Annotated in this window: 11 protein-coding genes; 10 read left to right on the top strand and 1 reads right to left on the bottom strand. The window is 55.8% G+C overall.

The window, feature by feature from the left end; genetic code table 11:
- The first annotated feature begins 6 nt into the window (after positions 1–6).
- Both glmU and AC6I6N_RS15255 read left to right on the top strand, forming a co-directional pair.
- Positions 7–1,377 carry a bifunctional UDP-N-acetylglucosamine diphosphorylase/glucosamine-1-phosphate N-acetyltransferase GlmU gene (glmU, locus tag AC6I6N_RS15250; RefSeq protein ID WP_094198055.1) on the top strand — a complete coding sequence of 457 codons (1,371 nt, stop codon included), beginning with the start codon at positions 7–9 and terminating at the stop codon, positions 1,375–1,377.
- An 84-nt stretch (positions 1,378–1,461) separates the two neighbouring features.
- Positions 1,462–2,604: a glycosyltransferase family 4 protein gene (locus AC6I6N_RS15255; RefSeq protein ID WP_497943611.1), complete on the top strand. Its 1,143-nt coding sequence runs from the start codon at positions 1,462–1,464 to the stop codon at positions 2,602–2,604.
- A 159-nt stretch (positions 2,605–2,763) separates the two neighbouring features.
- Here AC6I6N_RS15255 and AC6I6N_RS15260 read toward each other — a convergent pair whose 3' ends face one another.
- Positions 2,764–3,240 (bottom strand): Lrp/AsnC family transcriptional regulator, encoded by a 477-nt coding sequence (locus AC6I6N_RS15260; protein WP_094198053.1) that lies wholly within the window; start codon positions 3,238–3,240, stop codon positions 2,764–2,766.
- A gap of 201 nt (positions 3,241–3,441) precedes the next feature.
- Here AC6I6N_RS15260 and glmS point away from each other — a divergent pair, with 201 nt between their 5' ends.
- The 8 genes from glmS to AC6I6N_RS15300 all read left to right on the top strand — a co-directional run bounded on the left by glmS (position 3,442) and on the right by AC6I6N_RS15300 (position 15,630).
- Positions 3,442–5,268, top strand: coding sequence for a glutamine--fructose-6-phosphate transaminase (isomerizing) (gene glmS / locus AC6I6N_RS15265; RefSeq protein ID WP_094198052.1), 1,827 nt, complete (start codon positions 3,442–3,444; stop codon positions 5,266–5,268).
- A gap of 414 nt (positions 5,269–5,682) precedes the next feature.
- Entirely contained in the window at positions 5,683–6,252 is a 570-nt protein-coding gene (locus tag AC6I6N_RS15270; protein WP_497943612.1) for a sigma-70 family RNA polymerase sigma factor, read from the top strand.
- 5 nt (positions 6,253–6,257) lie between these two features.
- A complete protein-coding gene (locus AC6I6N_RS15275) occupies positions 6,258–7,262 on the top strand; it encodes a FecR domain-containing protein (RefSeq protein ID WP_497943613.1) in 1,005 nt (334 codons plus the stop codon).
- 291 nt (positions 7,263–7,553) lie between these two features.
- Positions 7,554–10,088, top strand: a complete 2,535-nt coding sequence (locus AC6I6N_RS15280) for a TonB-dependent siderophore receptor (protein WP_497943614.1) — start codon at positions 7,554–7,556, stop codon at positions 10,086–10,088.
- A gap of 32 nt (positions 10,089–10,120) precedes the next feature.
- Positions 10,121–11,362: a YncE family protein gene (locus AC6I6N_RS15285; RefSeq protein WP_230019407.1), complete on the top strand. Its 1,242-nt coding sequence runs from the start codon at positions 10,121–10,123 to the stop codon at positions 11,360–11,362.
- Between the two features lie 199 nt (positions 11,363–11,561).
- Positions 11,562–11,912 carry a DUF6616 family protein gene (locus tag AC6I6N_RS15290; protein ID WP_094198048.1) on the top strand — a complete coding sequence of 117 codons (351 nt, stop codon included), beginning with the start codon at positions 11,562–11,564 and terminating at the stop codon, positions 11,910–11,912.
- A gap of 404 nt (positions 11,913–12,316) precedes the next feature.
- The gene (locus tag AC6I6N_RS15295; RefSeq protein ID WP_234354355.1) at positions 12,317–13,576 is read left to right on the top strand and encodes a type II toxin-antitoxin system HipA family toxin; all 1,260 of its coding nucleotides are present in this window, start codon (positions 12,317–12,319) and stop codon (positions 13,574–13,576) included.
- Between the two features lie 134 nt (positions 13,577–13,710).
- Positions 13,711–15,630: a sigma-54-dependent Fis family transcriptional regulator gene (locus AC6I6N_RS15300; RefSeq protein WP_094198047.1), complete on the top strand. Its 1,920-nt coding sequence runs from the start codon at positions 13,711–13,713 to the stop codon at positions 15,628–15,630.
- Positions 15,631–15,726 lie beyond the last annotated feature (96 nt).

Below are 15,726 nucleotides of genomic sequence, written 5' to 3' on the forward strand. Positions count from 1 at the left end.
ATTTTTATGCTTAATATCGTGATTCTGGCAGCAGGCATGGGCAAGCGTATGCAGTCTGACCTGCCCAAAGTACTGCACCCTATCGCCGGCAAATCCATGCTGGCCCACGTGCTCGACAGCGCACGTGAATTGGAGCCGGAAAAAGTTGTGGTCGTGGTGGGGCATGGCGCCGAGCGCGTTCAGCAAACCTTCGCTCAGGCCGAGCTGGCCTTTGCCTTGCAGCAACCTCAACATGGCACGGGCCACGCTGTACAACAGGCTGTGCCTGAACTGGTCGGTGGCGACCAGCAAGATGACGCCACGCTGGTTCTGTATGGCGACGTCCCTCTGGTCCAGGCTGACACCTTGCGACGCTTGTTGGCCGCGCGTGGCCAAGGCGTGGCTGTATTGACTGAAACGCTGGCAGACTCCACCGGCTATGGCCGCATCATTCGCGGTGCTGACGGTTCCGTGCAACGCATTGTTGAGCACAAAGATGCCAACGACGCCGAGCGTGCCGTGAAAGAGGTCAATACCGGCATTTTGGTGGCGCCCACGGCCCGCCTGAAAGACTGGTTGACCCGCATTACCAATGACAATGCACAAGGCGAGTATTACCTGACCGACATCATCGCCTTGGCGGTTGCCGATGGCGTGTCGGTGCAAGCTGCTCAACCCGCTGCTGGCTGGGAAACCCTGGGTGTGAATAGCCGCATTCAACAGGCTGAGCTGGAGCGTTTGTGGCAAGCCGAGCAGGCCCGTCGCTTGCTGGAAAAAGGCGTGACACTGGCTGACCCGGCCCGCTTTGATCTGCGCGGCACACTGGAATGTGGCCGCGATGTGTTCATTGATGTGGGCTGCGTGTTTGAAGGCAAGGTCGTGCTGCAAGACGGCGTGCGTGTTGGCCCGCATAGCGTGCTGCGTGACGTGACCATCGGTGCTGGTACACAGATCGAAGCCTTCAGCCATCTGCAACAAGCCCAGGTTGGCGAACAAGCCCGTATCGGCCCTTACGCCCGCCTGCGTCCAGGTGCTGTGCTGGCCAATCACACCCACGTAGGCAACTTCGTGGAAATCAAGAACACCCAACTGGGCGAAGGCTCCAAAGCCAATCATCTGGCCTATATCGGTGATGCCGATGTGGGGCAGCGTGTGAACATTGGCGCGGGCACCATCACCTGCAATTACGACGGCGTGAACAAGTTCCGCACCGTGATTGGTGACGATGCGTTCATCGGCTCCGATACGCAGTTGGTAGCCCCTGTGACCGTAGGCCGTGGCGCAACGATTGGTGCGGGTACGACCTTGGTGCGCAATGCACCGGATGATCAGTTGACCCTGTCGCGTTCGGAACAGCGCAGCGTGTCCGGCTGGAAGCGCCCGGTTCGTAAATCTTGATGTGTGTTAGCCCCTCTTTGGTATGGCTCCCTTTGCGTTGCAAGGGGAGTCGTGCTGCCTGCTTTGGTGGCGTAGCAAGCCCGGATGGGCGGATTTTTGGTGGTCGCCATGCGCATTCTGCAGCTTAATTTCGAGCGCGGCTGGCGCGGTGGTGAGCGGCAGACCTTGTTGAGTCTGCTGCATATGCAGCAGGCTGGCCATCAGGTCAGCTTGCTGGCCAGACGCGATGAGGAATTGGCCAAGCGTGCCAAAGAGCAGGGCTTGAGCGTGGTGGAGTGTGCTTCTGTGGGTGCCGCACTGCGCTACTTGCTGGTACATGGCCGTGGTTTTGATATCGTCCACTCTCAAACCGCGTCCTGCATGAGCTGGTTGGCCCTGCTGCATTTCTGGCTGCCCAAGCGGGTCGTCTTTACACGTCGCACGGCTTTTCCGGTTGATCGTAAACGTATCGAGCAGCGTAGTGGGCGGCAAGCAAGCATCCCCTTAAGTTCCAAAGAGCGCCGCACGCGCTGGAAATGGCGCAAGGCGGATCGCCTGGTGGCCATCAGTCAGGCAGCGGCAGCCGAGCCGCGTCGCCTGGGTTTTTCTGTAGACGTGATTCCCAGCGCCATTGAATATGTGGAGCAGGACGACGCCTATGTGAACCACTTGCGGCAGCGTTGGAATCCGCAAGGCTTGCACGTTCTGGGGACGATGGCAGCATTGACGGCAGAGAAAGATTCCTTGACCTTGATCCGTGCCGTTCATGCCCTGTATCAGCGTCGTCAGGACTTTGTGTTTTTGCATTTTGGTGCACCCGGTTCCGAGTCCTTAGCGGCACAGGAACTGATTGTGCAATTGGGCCTGGAGTCCTGCTACAAGCTGGCGGGTTTTGAAGCTCGCCCTGAACAAGCGTATCGCCTGATGGATGGCTTTGTCTTGAGTTCCCGGCATGAGGCCCTGGGTTCCAGTGTCCTGGATGCGTTCGTGTATGACGTTCCCGTGACGGCGACGATGGCGGGGGGCTTGAGCGAGCTGCTGGACAATGGGCGCGGTACCTTATGCGCGGTAGGGGATGCGCAAGCCATCGCCCAGGCTTTGGACGACACTTTGAGCAATCCGACGGCCGCGCGGCAACAGGCCGCACTGGCACATCGCTGGGTGCAGCAGGAGCATGACCCCGCTGTCATGGTGCAGCGTTACCTGCGTCTGTATCAGCAACTGGTGCAACAACGCGCACGAACCTGAACGCGGCTGTTTTAATCTGCTTCTGCGCGTTCTACTCTTTGCTCTTGTGCTGACCTTCACGTGTGTTTTAATTCCTGCCACAGCCACAGCCACAGCCACAGCCACAGCCACAGCCATGTTCTTTGCCGATAGCGTTTCGGCGTAAAAACTTGGCCTGGTTTAGATCTTCGCCGCAGGTAAAGGGACTCGTGTCTCGAACTTGGCCTGATGAATCGAGAAGAAGCTGCGAATATTGCGGATATTTGCCTGGTTGGTGAACAGGGCATGAGCCAGCTTGTGATATGCCGTCATATCGCTGACCTGCAGGATCACAATGAAATCCACGCCAGTAGAGACCCGATAGCATTGCGTCACCGCAGTTTCCGGTGCCATCAGGCGCTCGAATTGCTGCAGATATTCTTCACCCTGACGGTCCAGCGTAATCTCTACAATCGCCGTCAAACTGGGGCCCAGTTGTTCCGGATCCAGCAAGGCGACCTGCCTGCGAATCACCCCTTGTTCACTTAAACGACGTACTCGCCGCAAGCAAGTTGGGGCAGAGGCATGCACGCGCAAAGCCAGCGCCTGATTGCTGATGGAAGCATCATTTTGCAGCTGCTCCAGAATGCGTAAGTCCAGCTCGTCCAGTTCAATCATGACAATGTTTATCTATCTATGATGAAATAAAATTCCGTTAAATAAAATGAAATTTGTTTTTCTTTCATATCGATTATTAAATGAAATTTTAATTCATTTTAGAAAAAAAATAGACATAAAATTTTTTGTGTTTCAGATCAGAATAGGCGGATTGAATTGATTAGCTGGCCCACCAAAAGGGGCCATGAACAGGAGTTGGCTATGTGTGGAATTGTTGGCGCAGTGGCGCAACGCGATATTGTTCCCGTGCTGCTGGAGGGGCTGCAGCGCCTGGAGTACCGGGGCTACGATTCTTGCGGGGTTGCTGTTCATGCGCAGGGCCAGTTGTTGCGGGCACGCAGTACACAGCGCGTGGCCGAGCTGCAAGAGCAGGTCAAGGCGGATCAACTGCAAGGCTTTACCGGCATTGCTCACACACGCTGGGCAACCCATGGCGCACCGGCGACTCATAACGCCCACCCGCATTTCTCCGGCAAGGGCAAAGCGCGTATTGCGCTGGTGCATAACGGCATTATCGAAAACCATGACGAACTGCGCACCGAGCTGCAAAACATAGGCTACGTGTTCGAGAGCCAAACCGATACTGAGGTGATCGCTCACCTGATCGACCACCTGTACAACGGTGACCTGTTCGAGGCCGTGCAGCAGGTTATTCGCCGTTTGACCGGTGCCTATGCCATTGCTGTGTTCTGCCAGGATGAGCCGCATCGTGTGGTGGGTGCTCGCCATGGTTCGCCCCTGGTCGTCGGCGTGGGCCAGAACGAAAATTTCCTGGCATCGGATGCCCTGGCATTGGCCGGAACCACCGATCAAATCATCTACCTGGAAGACGGTGATGTGATCGATCTGCAGATCAATAAAGTGTGGATCATGGACAAGGACGGCCGCACCGTTGATCGTCCCGTACACACCGTGCATTTGCACACCGCTGCGGCTGAATTGGGCCCATACCGCCACTTTATGCAAAAGGAAATCTTCGAGCAGCCCCGTGCGGTGGGCGATACCTTGCAAGACATTGAAAGCGTTACGCCCGAGCTGTTTGGCGACCAGGCCTACAAGGTTTTTCAGGATATCGACAATGTGCTGATTCTGGCTTGTGGCACCAGCTATTACGCCGGTTTGACCGCCCGTTACTGGATCGAGTCCCTGGCCAAAATCCCCGTTAACGTGGAAATCGCCAGCGAATACCGCTACCGCGACAGCGTGCCCAACCCCCGCACTTTGGTGGTGACGATTTCCCAGTCCGGCGAAACCGCCGACACCCTGGCCGCCTTGAAACATGCCCGCAGCCTAGGCATGGAACAGACTCTGACCATCTGCAACGTGGCCACCAGCGCCATGGTGCGCGAGTGCAAACTGTCCTACATCACCCGTGCTGGCGTAGAAATTGGCGTGGCTTCGACCAAAGCCTTCACCACCCAGTTGACCGCCTTGTTCTTGCTGACCATCGCACTGGCTCAAGTCAAAGGACATCTGAATCAGGAGCAGGAAGGCGACTACCTGAAAGCCCTGCGCCATTTGCCTACCGCTATCGCAGCCGTGTTGGCCCTGGAGCCGCAAATCATGGCCTGGGCTGATCGTTTTGCCAGCAAGGAAAACGCCTTGTTCCTGGGCCGTGGCATGCATTACCCCATCGCCATGGAAGGCGCGCTGAAGCTGAAAGAAATCAGCTACATCCACGCCGAAGGCTACCCCGCCGGTGAACTGAAACACGGCCCTCTGGCCCTGGTCACCGAAGCCATGCCTGTAGTCACCATCGCCCCACGCGATGAGCTGCTGGAAAAGCTGAAATCCAATATCGAAGAAGTCCACGCACGCGGTGGCGAACTGTACGTGTTTGCTGATGCCGATACCCGTATCGGCAGCAGCGAGCGTGTGCACGTGATCCGCATGCCAGAGCACTACGGCAAGTTGTCCCCCATCTTGCACACCGTGACACTGCAATTGCTGGCGTATCACACCGCCTGCTCGCGTGGTACGGACGTGGATAAACCACGGAATTTGGCCAAGAGTGTGACGGTGGAGTGAGCGAGATTTAAGCGGCAAAGACCGGAAGTAAAATCTGTCCGGTCTGTTGTCAATTGACACTGTCCGAGTTTCATCAAAACCCACCGAATTGACATTGATTTCGGTGGGTTTTGATTTTTAAGCGGTTGGAGCCCGTAATTTGGTGGGCCATGAAGTATTCAGAAAAAGTTAACCGTTACAAAATTCTATTCATAAATAAGAAGAAAATCGGAGTTTTATTGATAGCGATATACCCGATAGTGAGGTTTGCGCCCAGTAGAGGGAGCTTTGTATTTGAAGATCTGAAGAAGCGAGCGGAGTCCCTCAAAATAGCCCCATTTGTCGCCCCAAACACACACCGCTGGCGAACTGTACAGACAGCACCATATAATAATTGATAACGATTCTCATTATGCGTAGTGCGGAGTACCCCTCGTGTCATCTTCAGTTCTTCCCTTGTCAGGTGTGTCTTCGGCCGATTCGGTCGAGTCACTGTACTGCGACCACCACAGTTGGTTGCAGCGCTGGCTGCATCATCGATTGGGTGGGGCAGACCAGGCGGCTGACTTGGCGCAGGATACGTTTGTACGCTTGCTAAGCAGCCGTTCCCGCTGGCAATTTGCCAGTCCCGGCGAAGCCCGTGCCTATTTGCGCAAGACAGCGCAGAACTTGTGCATCAACCTATGGCGACGTCAGGAAATTGAACAGGCCTGGTTGGATATTCTGGCCGCGACGCCCGAGAATGTTTACCCCTCGGCAGAACGTCAGGCCATGATTTTGCAGGCGCTCGAAGAGATCAGCGCCATGCTCAGCAGCCTGTCTCCCAAGGCGGCCAAGGCGTTTACCTTGGCCGTCATTTGCGAGATGACAGACGATGAGGTCGGCGCAGCAATGGGCATTTCCGGCCGCATGGTGCGCAAGTACGTGGCACAAGCCATGTTGGGCTGCATCAGCTTGCAGGCTTGCCAGACCGTCGCCGAATTGCGTCAGGAACCTCAGTACTAAGTTTCATGAAGCACGGTTCCAGTTTGTCTTCCTCGTCCACTCCTCCCCACGCCGTTTTGATGCAAGCCGCCGAATGGTATGCCTGTCTGCGCGATGGCAAGGCCAGTGCCGAGCAACGTTCCGCCTGGCAGAGCTGGCTTAAACAGGACGAGATGCACAGTACCGCCTGGCGTTATGTGGAGGAAGTCAGTCGCAGTTTTGAGCCTGTACGTAGCGTGCCGGATTCGCGCTGTGTGGTGGAGAAATTGCACACGGCCAACGAGCGTTTGCATCAACGTCGTCGCGTTCTGGCCGGTGTGGTTGCGCTGGCAGGAACGGGAGTTGCTAGCTGGTTGAGCTGGCGTCAGTCCTGGCTGCCATCCAGTGTTCTGGCCTTGGCGGCTGACCACTTTACACAAACCGGCGAGCAGAACCAGGTTGTGCTGGCAGACGGCTCTCGGCTTTGGTTGAACACCTCCTCGGCAATTGATGTGAAGTTCACTGCGCAGGCTCGCCATATTGTGTTGATGTCGGGCGAGATCTTTATCCAGACGGCCAAGGACGACATGGACAGGCCGTTCACCGTTCAAACCCCACAGGGCTATATGCGCGCTTTGGGTACGCAATTCAATGTGCGTATGGACCAGGACTGTACGCAGTTGGCGGTCTATGAAGGGGCCGTGCAGGTGTCTACGGCAAAAGGTCAAAACACCGCCACGGTACAGGCGGGCAAGCAGGTGCACTTTAGTGCGCAGCGCATCCGGCACAGCATGGACGCCGAGCAGGCACGTGAGGCCTGGACCAAAGGCGTTCTGGTGGCTGACAACATCGCCTTGCGTAGCGTGATCAAGGAATTAGGTCGTTACCGCAAAGGCTATCTGGGTGTGGATGATGCCGTGGCTGACCTGAAGGTCTATGGCAGTTTCCCCATTCATGATACGGACCGTGTGCTGAAAATGCTGGCTTCGGCATTGCCGATTCGTATCGACCAGCCCATGCCCTGGTGGACCAGTGTGCAAGCTCTGGATTGATTGCTCAGGGCATTGCAGCAGCAATCATCATAAAAATTACAAAAATAAAAACCGATTAAATTCAAAGGCTTGCCTGGTTCTAGGTAAAAAACCCTCAAAAACATGCAAAAGTAGGTTCCGGGTTATGGAGACTGAGTGGTTTTAGACAGTAAGAGGACCTGATTGGCGTGAGGCCAATGAAGCAGGAGGCGGGCCGCAGTGCCCGCTCAGTACTGAACATCAACGCAAAAACATCGTTCAGGTTCATCGTTTTTATTGTGACTGACCCGTGTTTTTGAAGGATGTCTCCTTATGCATCGTCGCCCCGATCCCCTTTCCCTGTCCAAGGATGCAGGATCGCATTGCGCCTCTTTGCGTCCACTGGCCCTGGCCCTGTCTGTGTTGATGGCCGGCAGCGCCTTTGTTGTGAGTATCCAGCCTGTCCAGGCGGCTACGCAAAACAGCCCGACGGCCGACAAGATCCAGCGTTATGACATTCCAGCCGGCCCCTTGAGCCGTGTGCTGATGCGTTTCTCGCAAGAGAGCGGGGTATATCTGGTTGGCGCGGGCAGTGTGGCCGAAGGCAAGCAAAGTGCGGGCCTGAAAGGCAATTACAGCGTCGCGCAGGCCTTGGATACCTTGCTGGCGGGCACGGGCATTCGTTACTCGCGTGATGCCAATACGGTGAACTTGTGGCCCGTCACGGAAACCACTCAGTTGGAACCCGTGCGTGTTCAAGGTAGCTTGAGCCGGGCAACTGAAGACACCGGCCTGTACACACTGAATGGCACCAGCAGCACCGCCACCCGATTGAATATGGACACGCAGCACACCCCGCAATCGGTCAGTGTGATGACGCGTCAGCAAATGGATGACTTTGGCCTGAGTAGCTTTGATGATGTGATGAACTTCACCACCGGCGTGACGGCCAATACGGCGGCAGTGGGTGGCGGTTTTCAGTTTCAGGCTCGTGGCTTTGACATCAGCAATGTGCAGGTAGATGGCGTGCAAAGCAGCTACCGGGCGGCTGGACGTGGCGCATTCAATCCTATTTCTCTGGATATGGATTTATACGACCGCGTGGAAGTCGTGCGCGGTGCGACAGGTTTGTTGTCTCCTACCGGCGAGCCTTCCGCTTTGATCAACCTGATTCGCAAACGCCCTCAGGCTGAGTTTGGCGGCAAATTAAGCGCCCACTATGGTTCCTGGAACGATAAGCGTGTGACAGCCGATGTGACTGGCCCGCTGACCGAGGATGGCCGTTTACGGATGCGCGTTATTGGTTCGCGCAAGCAGGCGGACTCCTTCATGGATCACCAGGATCACAAGAACGACTTGCTGTCCGGCATGCTGGAGTTTGACCTGACTGATCGAACCTTGCTGACCGCAGGCTACGACTATCAAACCGCCAAGCTGCGTGGTGAAGGCAATATGGGCGTGCCTTTGTTTACCAGCGAGGGTGACCGTATTGACGTTTCGCGTTCCATGTCGCTGGTGCCGGACTGGACCTACTGGGATAAAAAGCATCAAAACGCCTTCTTCTCGGTCGAGCACGAGTTTGAAAACAAGTGGAATGCCAAGCTTAGCTACAGCCATCAACGTGACGATGGCGATGCCTTGATTACCGGTCTGGGGCAGGGCGTGAACCCCGTGGTGCGTCCGGACGGATCCGGTATGGGTATCCGCGCCAACCTGGCCGCCAATGGCTATCGCCATCAGGACAACCTGGAGTTGTCGGCCAATGGTCCTTTCAAGATGTTTGGCCGTGAGCACCAGTTGATGTTTGGTTTTAACGGCACTCGCAAGCGTGACACCACGTACACCATGCAGGTCAGCGATACCCGCAACTGGTTCATTCCCAATATTTACGATTGGGACGGGTATATGCCCGAGCCCAGTGTCAGCCGTACAGGGGAATGGAACCGGGTCCACACACGCGAATACGGCTTCTTTGCCGGCACGCGTCTGAACATTATTGATCCGTTGAATGTGATCATGGGCATGCGCTTGTCGGACTACAAAACCTACCGCGACAACTACGGTAAAGACGGCCAGTTCACCGGCGTGTCCAATGAATTGCGCAACCGCAATGAAATTACGCCGTACTTTGGGGTGACGTATGACATCAACCCGAATTTGACTGCCTACGCCAGCTATACCCGCCTGTTTCAACCGCAAAGCTACAAAGACATTAACGAGAACTTTCTGGACCCTATCACCGGGGTTAACCGGGAAATCGGTCTGAAAGGCAGCGTGATGGACGAGGCGCTGCAGTTCTCCCTGGCTGCTTTCGAGACCCGTCAAAATAATCTGGCCGTGCTGGACCCTTCGGTGCCGGATGATTTCCTCTTGCCTGATGGCAGCCGCCCCTATGTATCTTCGGGCGCAGGCAACAAAACCAAGGGTTTTGAAGTAGAGCTGAACGGCGCACTGAGCAATAACTGGAACGTGTTTGCTTCTTATAGCTACGCCAGCACTAAAGACGGCGAGGGCGAGCGTATCCACACCTACATTCCCAGCCAAACCTTCCGTCTGGGCACCATGTACCAGTTCTCTGGTGCGTTGCAGGGCCTGAGCGCCGGTGCCACCGTGAACTGGTTTGGCAAGCGGGATCTGTGGACGGCCGGTCGCCCTTATACCGCCAGCAATGGCAAGGCGCTGGAGGACACCCATAGCAGCTACGCCCTGGTGGGTCTGCACGCCAATTACCGCGTGAACCAGCACTGGAATGCCAAGCTCACCGTCAACAACCTCTTTGACAAACGGTATTACGACAACTTCGTGATCTTCCGGGCACGTTACGGCGCGCCGCGCAATGTGCATCTGTCCATTGATTACCAGTGGTAAGCCTTTTTCCTATCTTCTTTCGAGCCGATTCTATGACCTTGTTTACTTCTCGCTCTCTTGTTTCTGCGGTTTACCTTGCCTTGGCAATGGGAGTATCCACGAGCTATGTTCATGCCAAGACACCCGCTCCCGTTGCCTATCAAGCCGTCACTCAAGAACAGATCATGCAAAAACCCACGGCCGCTGAGGTGCTGGAAATTGTCTACAGCCCCAAGCAATCCAGTTTGTTCGTGTCCTCGCCAAACTGGGAGGATGAAACCTTGTCGCGCACCTTGGTGCTGGATCCCACGACCTTGGCGATCCAGCAAGAAATCCCGATGGACGTTAAAAGCTTTGGCGTGGCTTTGGACGATGCGGCCGACCGACTTTATCTGACACAGGGCTTTAATGGCGGTATTGCCGTGGTTGATACCGCTCGCAAGGAACTGATCAAGCGTATTGCCGTACAAGAAAAAATCAATTTCCAGGAAGCCATTGCGGCTGCGGATTTTGGTCAGGCACGCAAAGAGGGTTTGTTAAAGATGCTGGAGCGTTTTAACGTCACCGAGGACTACCCATACAAAATGCGTGAATTGGTGGTGGACAAGAAAAACCACCGTGTGTTTGCACCTGGTCTGGGCCTGGGTTTTGACAGCGTGCTGTTCGTGGTGAATACCCAGACCATGGAACTGGAAAAAGTGCTGCCCGGCTTTGGCTATAACGTCGTGGGCATCACCCTGGATGAGGCCAATAACCGCTTGTTTGTCTCCAATATGCAGGGCCAGATCATGGTGGTGAACAGCCAGACGCTGAACATTGACCAAGTGTGGGAAACACAGGCGGACCAACTGTTGAACCTGAGCTATGACCCCGAGCACAACCGCCTCTTCGGGGTAGACCAGGGGATTGACCGTGATGACGCCCGTAACCTGCACCTGGAGCGTGAGTACAAGCGTCGCAGCCCAGGCCACCAAGTGTTTGTGCTGGACGCTTCTAACGGCAAAACCCTGGCGGTCATGCCCACCGGCGAAGTGCCGATTGGTTTGCGTTTTGATGCCGCATCCCAGCGTCTGTTTGTAGCCAACCGAGGTGGTGTGCGCGAGAAAGAAGGCAAGGGCTCGGTCAGCGTATTTGACACGGTGAACTACAAGCCGCTGCAAACCATTGAGCTGGCCCCACACCCTAACAGCCTGGAATACATTCCCGCTGAAAAAGCCTTGTACGTGTCGGTGAAGAACGATGGTAACAGCAAGGAAAAAGGGACCAAAGAACGGATGGTGCGTATCCAGTTCTAAGCTGGTTTCACCAGCAGCCATGCTGCATGATTGATTGACAAGGTGGATCTAAGCCCGAGTTCGGCGTCATGCTGAGCTCGGGCTTTTCTACGTGTTTGGATTGCTTGCGGTATTTAGTACGAAACTATAAGATTAGATATCTAACTAAATTGAGATTTTCAGCACGTCGTGCGTATCTTTAGCGAAAGGAAACCCGCCTATGTCTCACTATCTGATCGAGCTTTATTCACCCAATGCCAAGTGGAATGCACTGCCTGCCGAGCAGCGACAGCACTTTCTGGCCAGTCTGCAGGAAGCAATGGGCGGTCTTTCCAGCCTGGGTATTGAGGTATTGTCTCTGGCTGCGACTGAACACGATATTGATCACGCCAGCGACCACCGCTTTATGGGCATTTGGCGTTTTCCAAATCAACAGGCATGCCAAGCATTGCTGGCCGGTATCAAAGCCAGCGGCTGGTACGAGTATTTCGACCATGTGAATGCAGCGGGTGCAGAAGGGGGTTTTGCTCAACACTTGGCGGAGCTGGCTAAGGATTCTCAGCTTGTGTGAGGGTCAGAAAGCCAGGAGGATCCGTCAAAAAGCGTTCATAGATTATAGTTTATGTGATATAAACGGTTATCTATGAACGATATTTGTTGTCTGTGCCATGCCCAAAAAACTTGCCCCTACCCCTTTTTACTTGCCAGCCGTTGAGTCACGGGCCCTGGTTTGGGGGCGCTGCATTCGTACTCAACGTGTTGCTCAGAAAATTACAGCTCGAGTCTTTAGTTCAAGAGTCGAGGTCTCGGAAAGTACATTACGCCGAATGGAGCGAGGCGATCCGGCTGTGACGATGGGGAGCTATTTGACTGCTCTGGCAGCACTCGGTCTGCTCGAATCCATCGTGCCAATGCCCGATGCTCATTGGAGTAGCGGCGATACGAAGGGGCGTGCAAGACTGGGCAGAGATGACGATGAGTATTTCTAAGCCCTTATACGTTTATTTGCAGCGGCCTGACACGGGTCAATGGGTGACCGTTGGCCGGTATATCCACGACTCGTCAGCCAAGCTTGGCCAGTTTATGTATGCGCCTAGCTATCAGGATGCAGGTCTACCATGGTCAATTGATCCGGTTAATTTACCGCTGAGTGGCTCTGTTCCAATTCAGGCGAGTCGCTATGGTGGCCTGCATGATGCGCTACGTGATGCTTGTCCCGACGCATGGGGCCGGTTACTTATTCAAAGGCAACACGGATTAAGTGATAGCTCTCCAAACCATGCTTATCTTCTGAAGGCTGGTAATGCCGAGCGTTGGGGAGCACTGGCGGTCGGCTCTTCGCCTAAGCCCTCAATCGCAGAATTGTCCGCACCGCCCATCGCAGAAATTGAAAAGCTGAGCGCAGAGCTGCAAGCCATGCAGCTGCGCCGCCCTCCGGTGGATCCGCATTTGCGTCGCCGGCTGATGGCCACACCCAGTATGGGCGGAGCAAGACCGAAAGCAACCGTTCGTGATGGTGATCAGTTCTGGCTTGTGAAACCGATCCTGCCATCTGATACCGAGGATATTCCGCGTCTTGAACATGCAGCTCAAGAGTGGGGCCGGGCAGTGGGCTTGAACTTTGCACAAACCGCGTACACGGGTTTTGGTGAGGACTCCGCACTGAGTGTGATGCGCTCATTGAGGTTTGATCGCCAACATGGCCTTAGGGTCATGACATTGAGTGCGGCATCCTTGCTGCAGACGGAGTATCCCGGTCATTCAGGCTCATCGGCCTGGAGTTATCCCAACTTGGCCAGAACGTTGACGATGATAGGCGCTCCTCAGGAGGACGCCATTGAATTGTTCTGTCGCATGATTTTCAATGCGGTTATTGGCAATGACGATGATCATCCCCGTAACCATGCAATCCATTATCTTCATGATCAGGGCCGATGGCGTTTGACGCCCGCTTTTGATGTCGTTCCTAATCCAGATTTCATCCCTCAGTATCTGGCGATGGAGTTGAGTCATGGAAGCCGCCAGATCAGCCGAGCCAATGCGTTACACGATGCCAAAGCCTTTGGCTTGTCAGGCGATGAAGAGGCGGTGGAGCTGCTTGACCGGCTGCTGGACAGGATAGAAGGGCAGTTTGATCAGGTGCGCCTCCTGCTTGGATCTCGTCTGGAATCGCTCATGCAGGAGCGGTTGTCTGAAGGACTGCGGCGCATGCGTAGTTATCGTATTCCGACCTGATCAGATAGTCCCGGTGCTTGATGCTGCACCGCATCTCAAGGAAAACCTCCATGTACGGTAGCTAAGCATGGCGGCACACTGGAAGATAGGCCGCGCCCGTCCGGGGGTGGCCTGTTTTCGGGATGAGCGCAGATATGCAGTCTTCACATGTGGCACATGTTCAGGAGATTACGGCTGTTTGGCAGGGAAGCCTGTCCCGGCGCGATCAGGCTGTGGTCCATAGCTGGCGGCGATGCATCGAGCATCACAGGCTGGACCCGGCCCAGGCCTGCGAGGCCTATATCGTGCCCGATTCCCAGTTGCGCGAGCACCGTCAGCAGTCCGAAGCCCTGATCAATATTGCGCGCTCCGGGCTGGAGCGTCTTTATCAGCAGGTTTCCGGGCTGAATTACGTGTTGCTGCTGTCCGATAACAAGGGCGTCACAGTGGATTTTCTGGGGTCGGAAGGCCAGCGCGATGCCTTGCGGCAGGCTGGTCTGTATATGGGCTCGGAATGGTCCGAAGAGCGCGCAGGGACGTGCGCGGTGGGCACTTGCTTACATACGGGCGAGGCGCTGACCATTCATCAAAACGATCATTTCGATCATATGCATGCGCCCCTGTCCTGCACGGCGGCGCCTATCTATCATGACGACGGCAAACTGGCGGCGGTGCTGGATTTGTCCTTGTTGCAGTCTCCACAGGCCAAGGCCAGCCAGGGTTTGGCGCTACACCTTGCCAACGCGGCGACCCGCCGTATTGAACTGGCCAATTTGATGGCCTGCCATCGGCAGGAATGGATTTTATGTTTGTCGCAGTCGCCAGAGTTTTTGGACATTGATCCGGAAGCGGCGATTGCGATTGATGGCTCTGGCCGTATCAAGGGCATGACCCATACGGGTGCCCGGATTCTGGCGCGGGCTGCGGGGGTGGACTGGCGCAATCCTGCGGGCTTGCTGGGGCAGAGCTTGGTGCGCTTTGTGCATCTGGAAGTGGATCAGTTACCGACCTTGATGCGCTATCGCCCTACGCAGGAACGGGTCATCATGGCGCGGGATGGCAGCGTGTTGTTTGCTCATGCCATTGAGCCTCGGCGTGTATTGAGCAATCGATCTGTGGGGATGGATGGGGCGGCCGTGGATGCCGCTTTGCCAGAGGCTCTGCGCGGCTTGGCGGGCACGGATGCGGCCATGCAATCCATGCTGTTGAAAGCCGCGCGTTTGGCAACGCGGGAGATGCCGGTGCTGTTGCAGGGCGAGACGGGTTCGGGCAAAGAATATCTGGCGCGTGCGATTCACACGGCTAGCGGCCGTCGCGGGAATTTTGTGGCCGTCAATTGTGCAGCCTTGCCCGAGAGCCTGATTGAAAGCGAATTGTTTGGCTATCTGGCCGGCACGTATACCGGCGGCGCTGCACGAGGTCGCACGGGTTTGATTGAGGCGGCTGATGGCGGCACTCTCTTCCTGGACGAGATTGGCGATATGCCGCTGGCCCTGCAAAGTCGTTTGCTGCGCGTATTGGCCGAGTCCGAGGTAATGCCTTTGGGCGCACGCACAAGCAAGCGCGTGGACCTGCGCGTGATTTCAGCCAGCCACCATGATTTAAGTGTCCTGGTAGAGCAAGGCCGCTTCCGTGCGGATTTGCTGTATCGCCTGAATGCGGCGGTTCTGACCTTGCCTGCCTTGCGTCAGCGCAGTGATCTGGAGTGGTTGGTGCAGCAGATATTGCATCGGCGTAATAAGGGCGATGTGCCCGGTTTGTCTCCCGAGGCCTGGCAAGCGCTGCAAGCTTACGAGTGGCCGGGTAATTTGCGCGAACTGGACAATGCCTTGGTGCTGGCCTTGGCCTTGGCAGAAGGCTCCTGCATTGAGGTGCAGGATTTGCCAGAGGCTTTGCGAGAGCGGCGCCTTGCCACCTCTACAGGCAGCCCGACAACGGTGCATTCGGCCGGGGCATCGTCCTGGCAGCAGGTCTTACAGGCCTGTGGTGGCAATGTCAGCGCAGCGGCTCGGCAGCTTGGAATCAGCCGGTCCACCTTGCATCGTTATATCAAACGGGCAGGTCTGACTCACTAAGACTCGACCTGAGACACAGGCTGCGACACCTGATGCACCACCTGTGCCACAACTGGCACAGTTTCATCGCCTTAAAACAAGCGACACTCCTTTAAA

It is taken from the genome of Alcaligenes sp. LTN-3 (genome assembly GCF_059735605.1).

What these genes read in the sequence shown, in the direction of transcription:
- AC6I6N_RS15290 (WP_094198048.1), top strand. Translation starts at nt 11,562, where the DNA reads ATGTCTCACTATCTGATCGAGCTTTATTCACCCAATGCCAAGTGGAAT.
- AC6I6N_RS15260 (WP_094198053.1), bottom strand. Translation starts at nt 3,240, where the DNA reads ATGATTGAACTGGACGAGCTGGACTTACGCATTCTGGAGCAGCTGCAA.
- AC6I6N_RS15295 (WP_234354355.1), top strand. Translation starts at nt 12,317, where the DNA reads ATGAGTATTTCTAAGCCCTTATACGTTTATTTGCAGCGGCCTGACACG.
- AC6I6N_RS15300 (WP_094198047.1), top strand. Translation starts at nt 13,711, where the DNA reads ATGCAGTCTTCACATGTGGCACATGTTCAGGAGATTACGGCTGTTTGG.
- glmU (WP_094198055.1), top strand. Translation starts at nt 7, where the DNA reads ATGCTTAATATCGTGATTCTGGCAGCAGGCATGGGCAAGCGTATGCAG.
- glmS (WP_094198052.1), top strand. Translation starts at nt 3,442, where the DNA reads ATGTGTGGAATTGTTGGCGCAGTGGCGCAACGCGATATTGTTCCCGTG.
- AC6I6N_RS15255 (WP_497943611.1), top strand. Translation starts at nt 1,462, where the DNA reads ATGGGCGGATTTTTGGTGGTCGCCATGCGCATTCTGCAGCTTAATTTC.
- AC6I6N_RS15280 (WP_497943614.1), top strand. Translation starts at nt 7,554, where the DNA reads ATGCATCGTCGCCCCGATCCCCTTTCCCTGTCCAAGGATGCAGGATCG.
- AC6I6N_RS15275 (WP_497943613.1), top strand. Translation starts at nt 6,258, where the DNA reads ATGAAGCACGGTTCCAGTTTGTCTTCCTCGTCCACTCCTCCCCACGCC.
- AC6I6N_RS15285 (WP_230019407.1), top strand. Translation starts at nt 10,121, where the DNA reads ATGACCTTGTTTACTTCTCGCTCTCTTGTTTCTGCGGTTTACCTTGCC.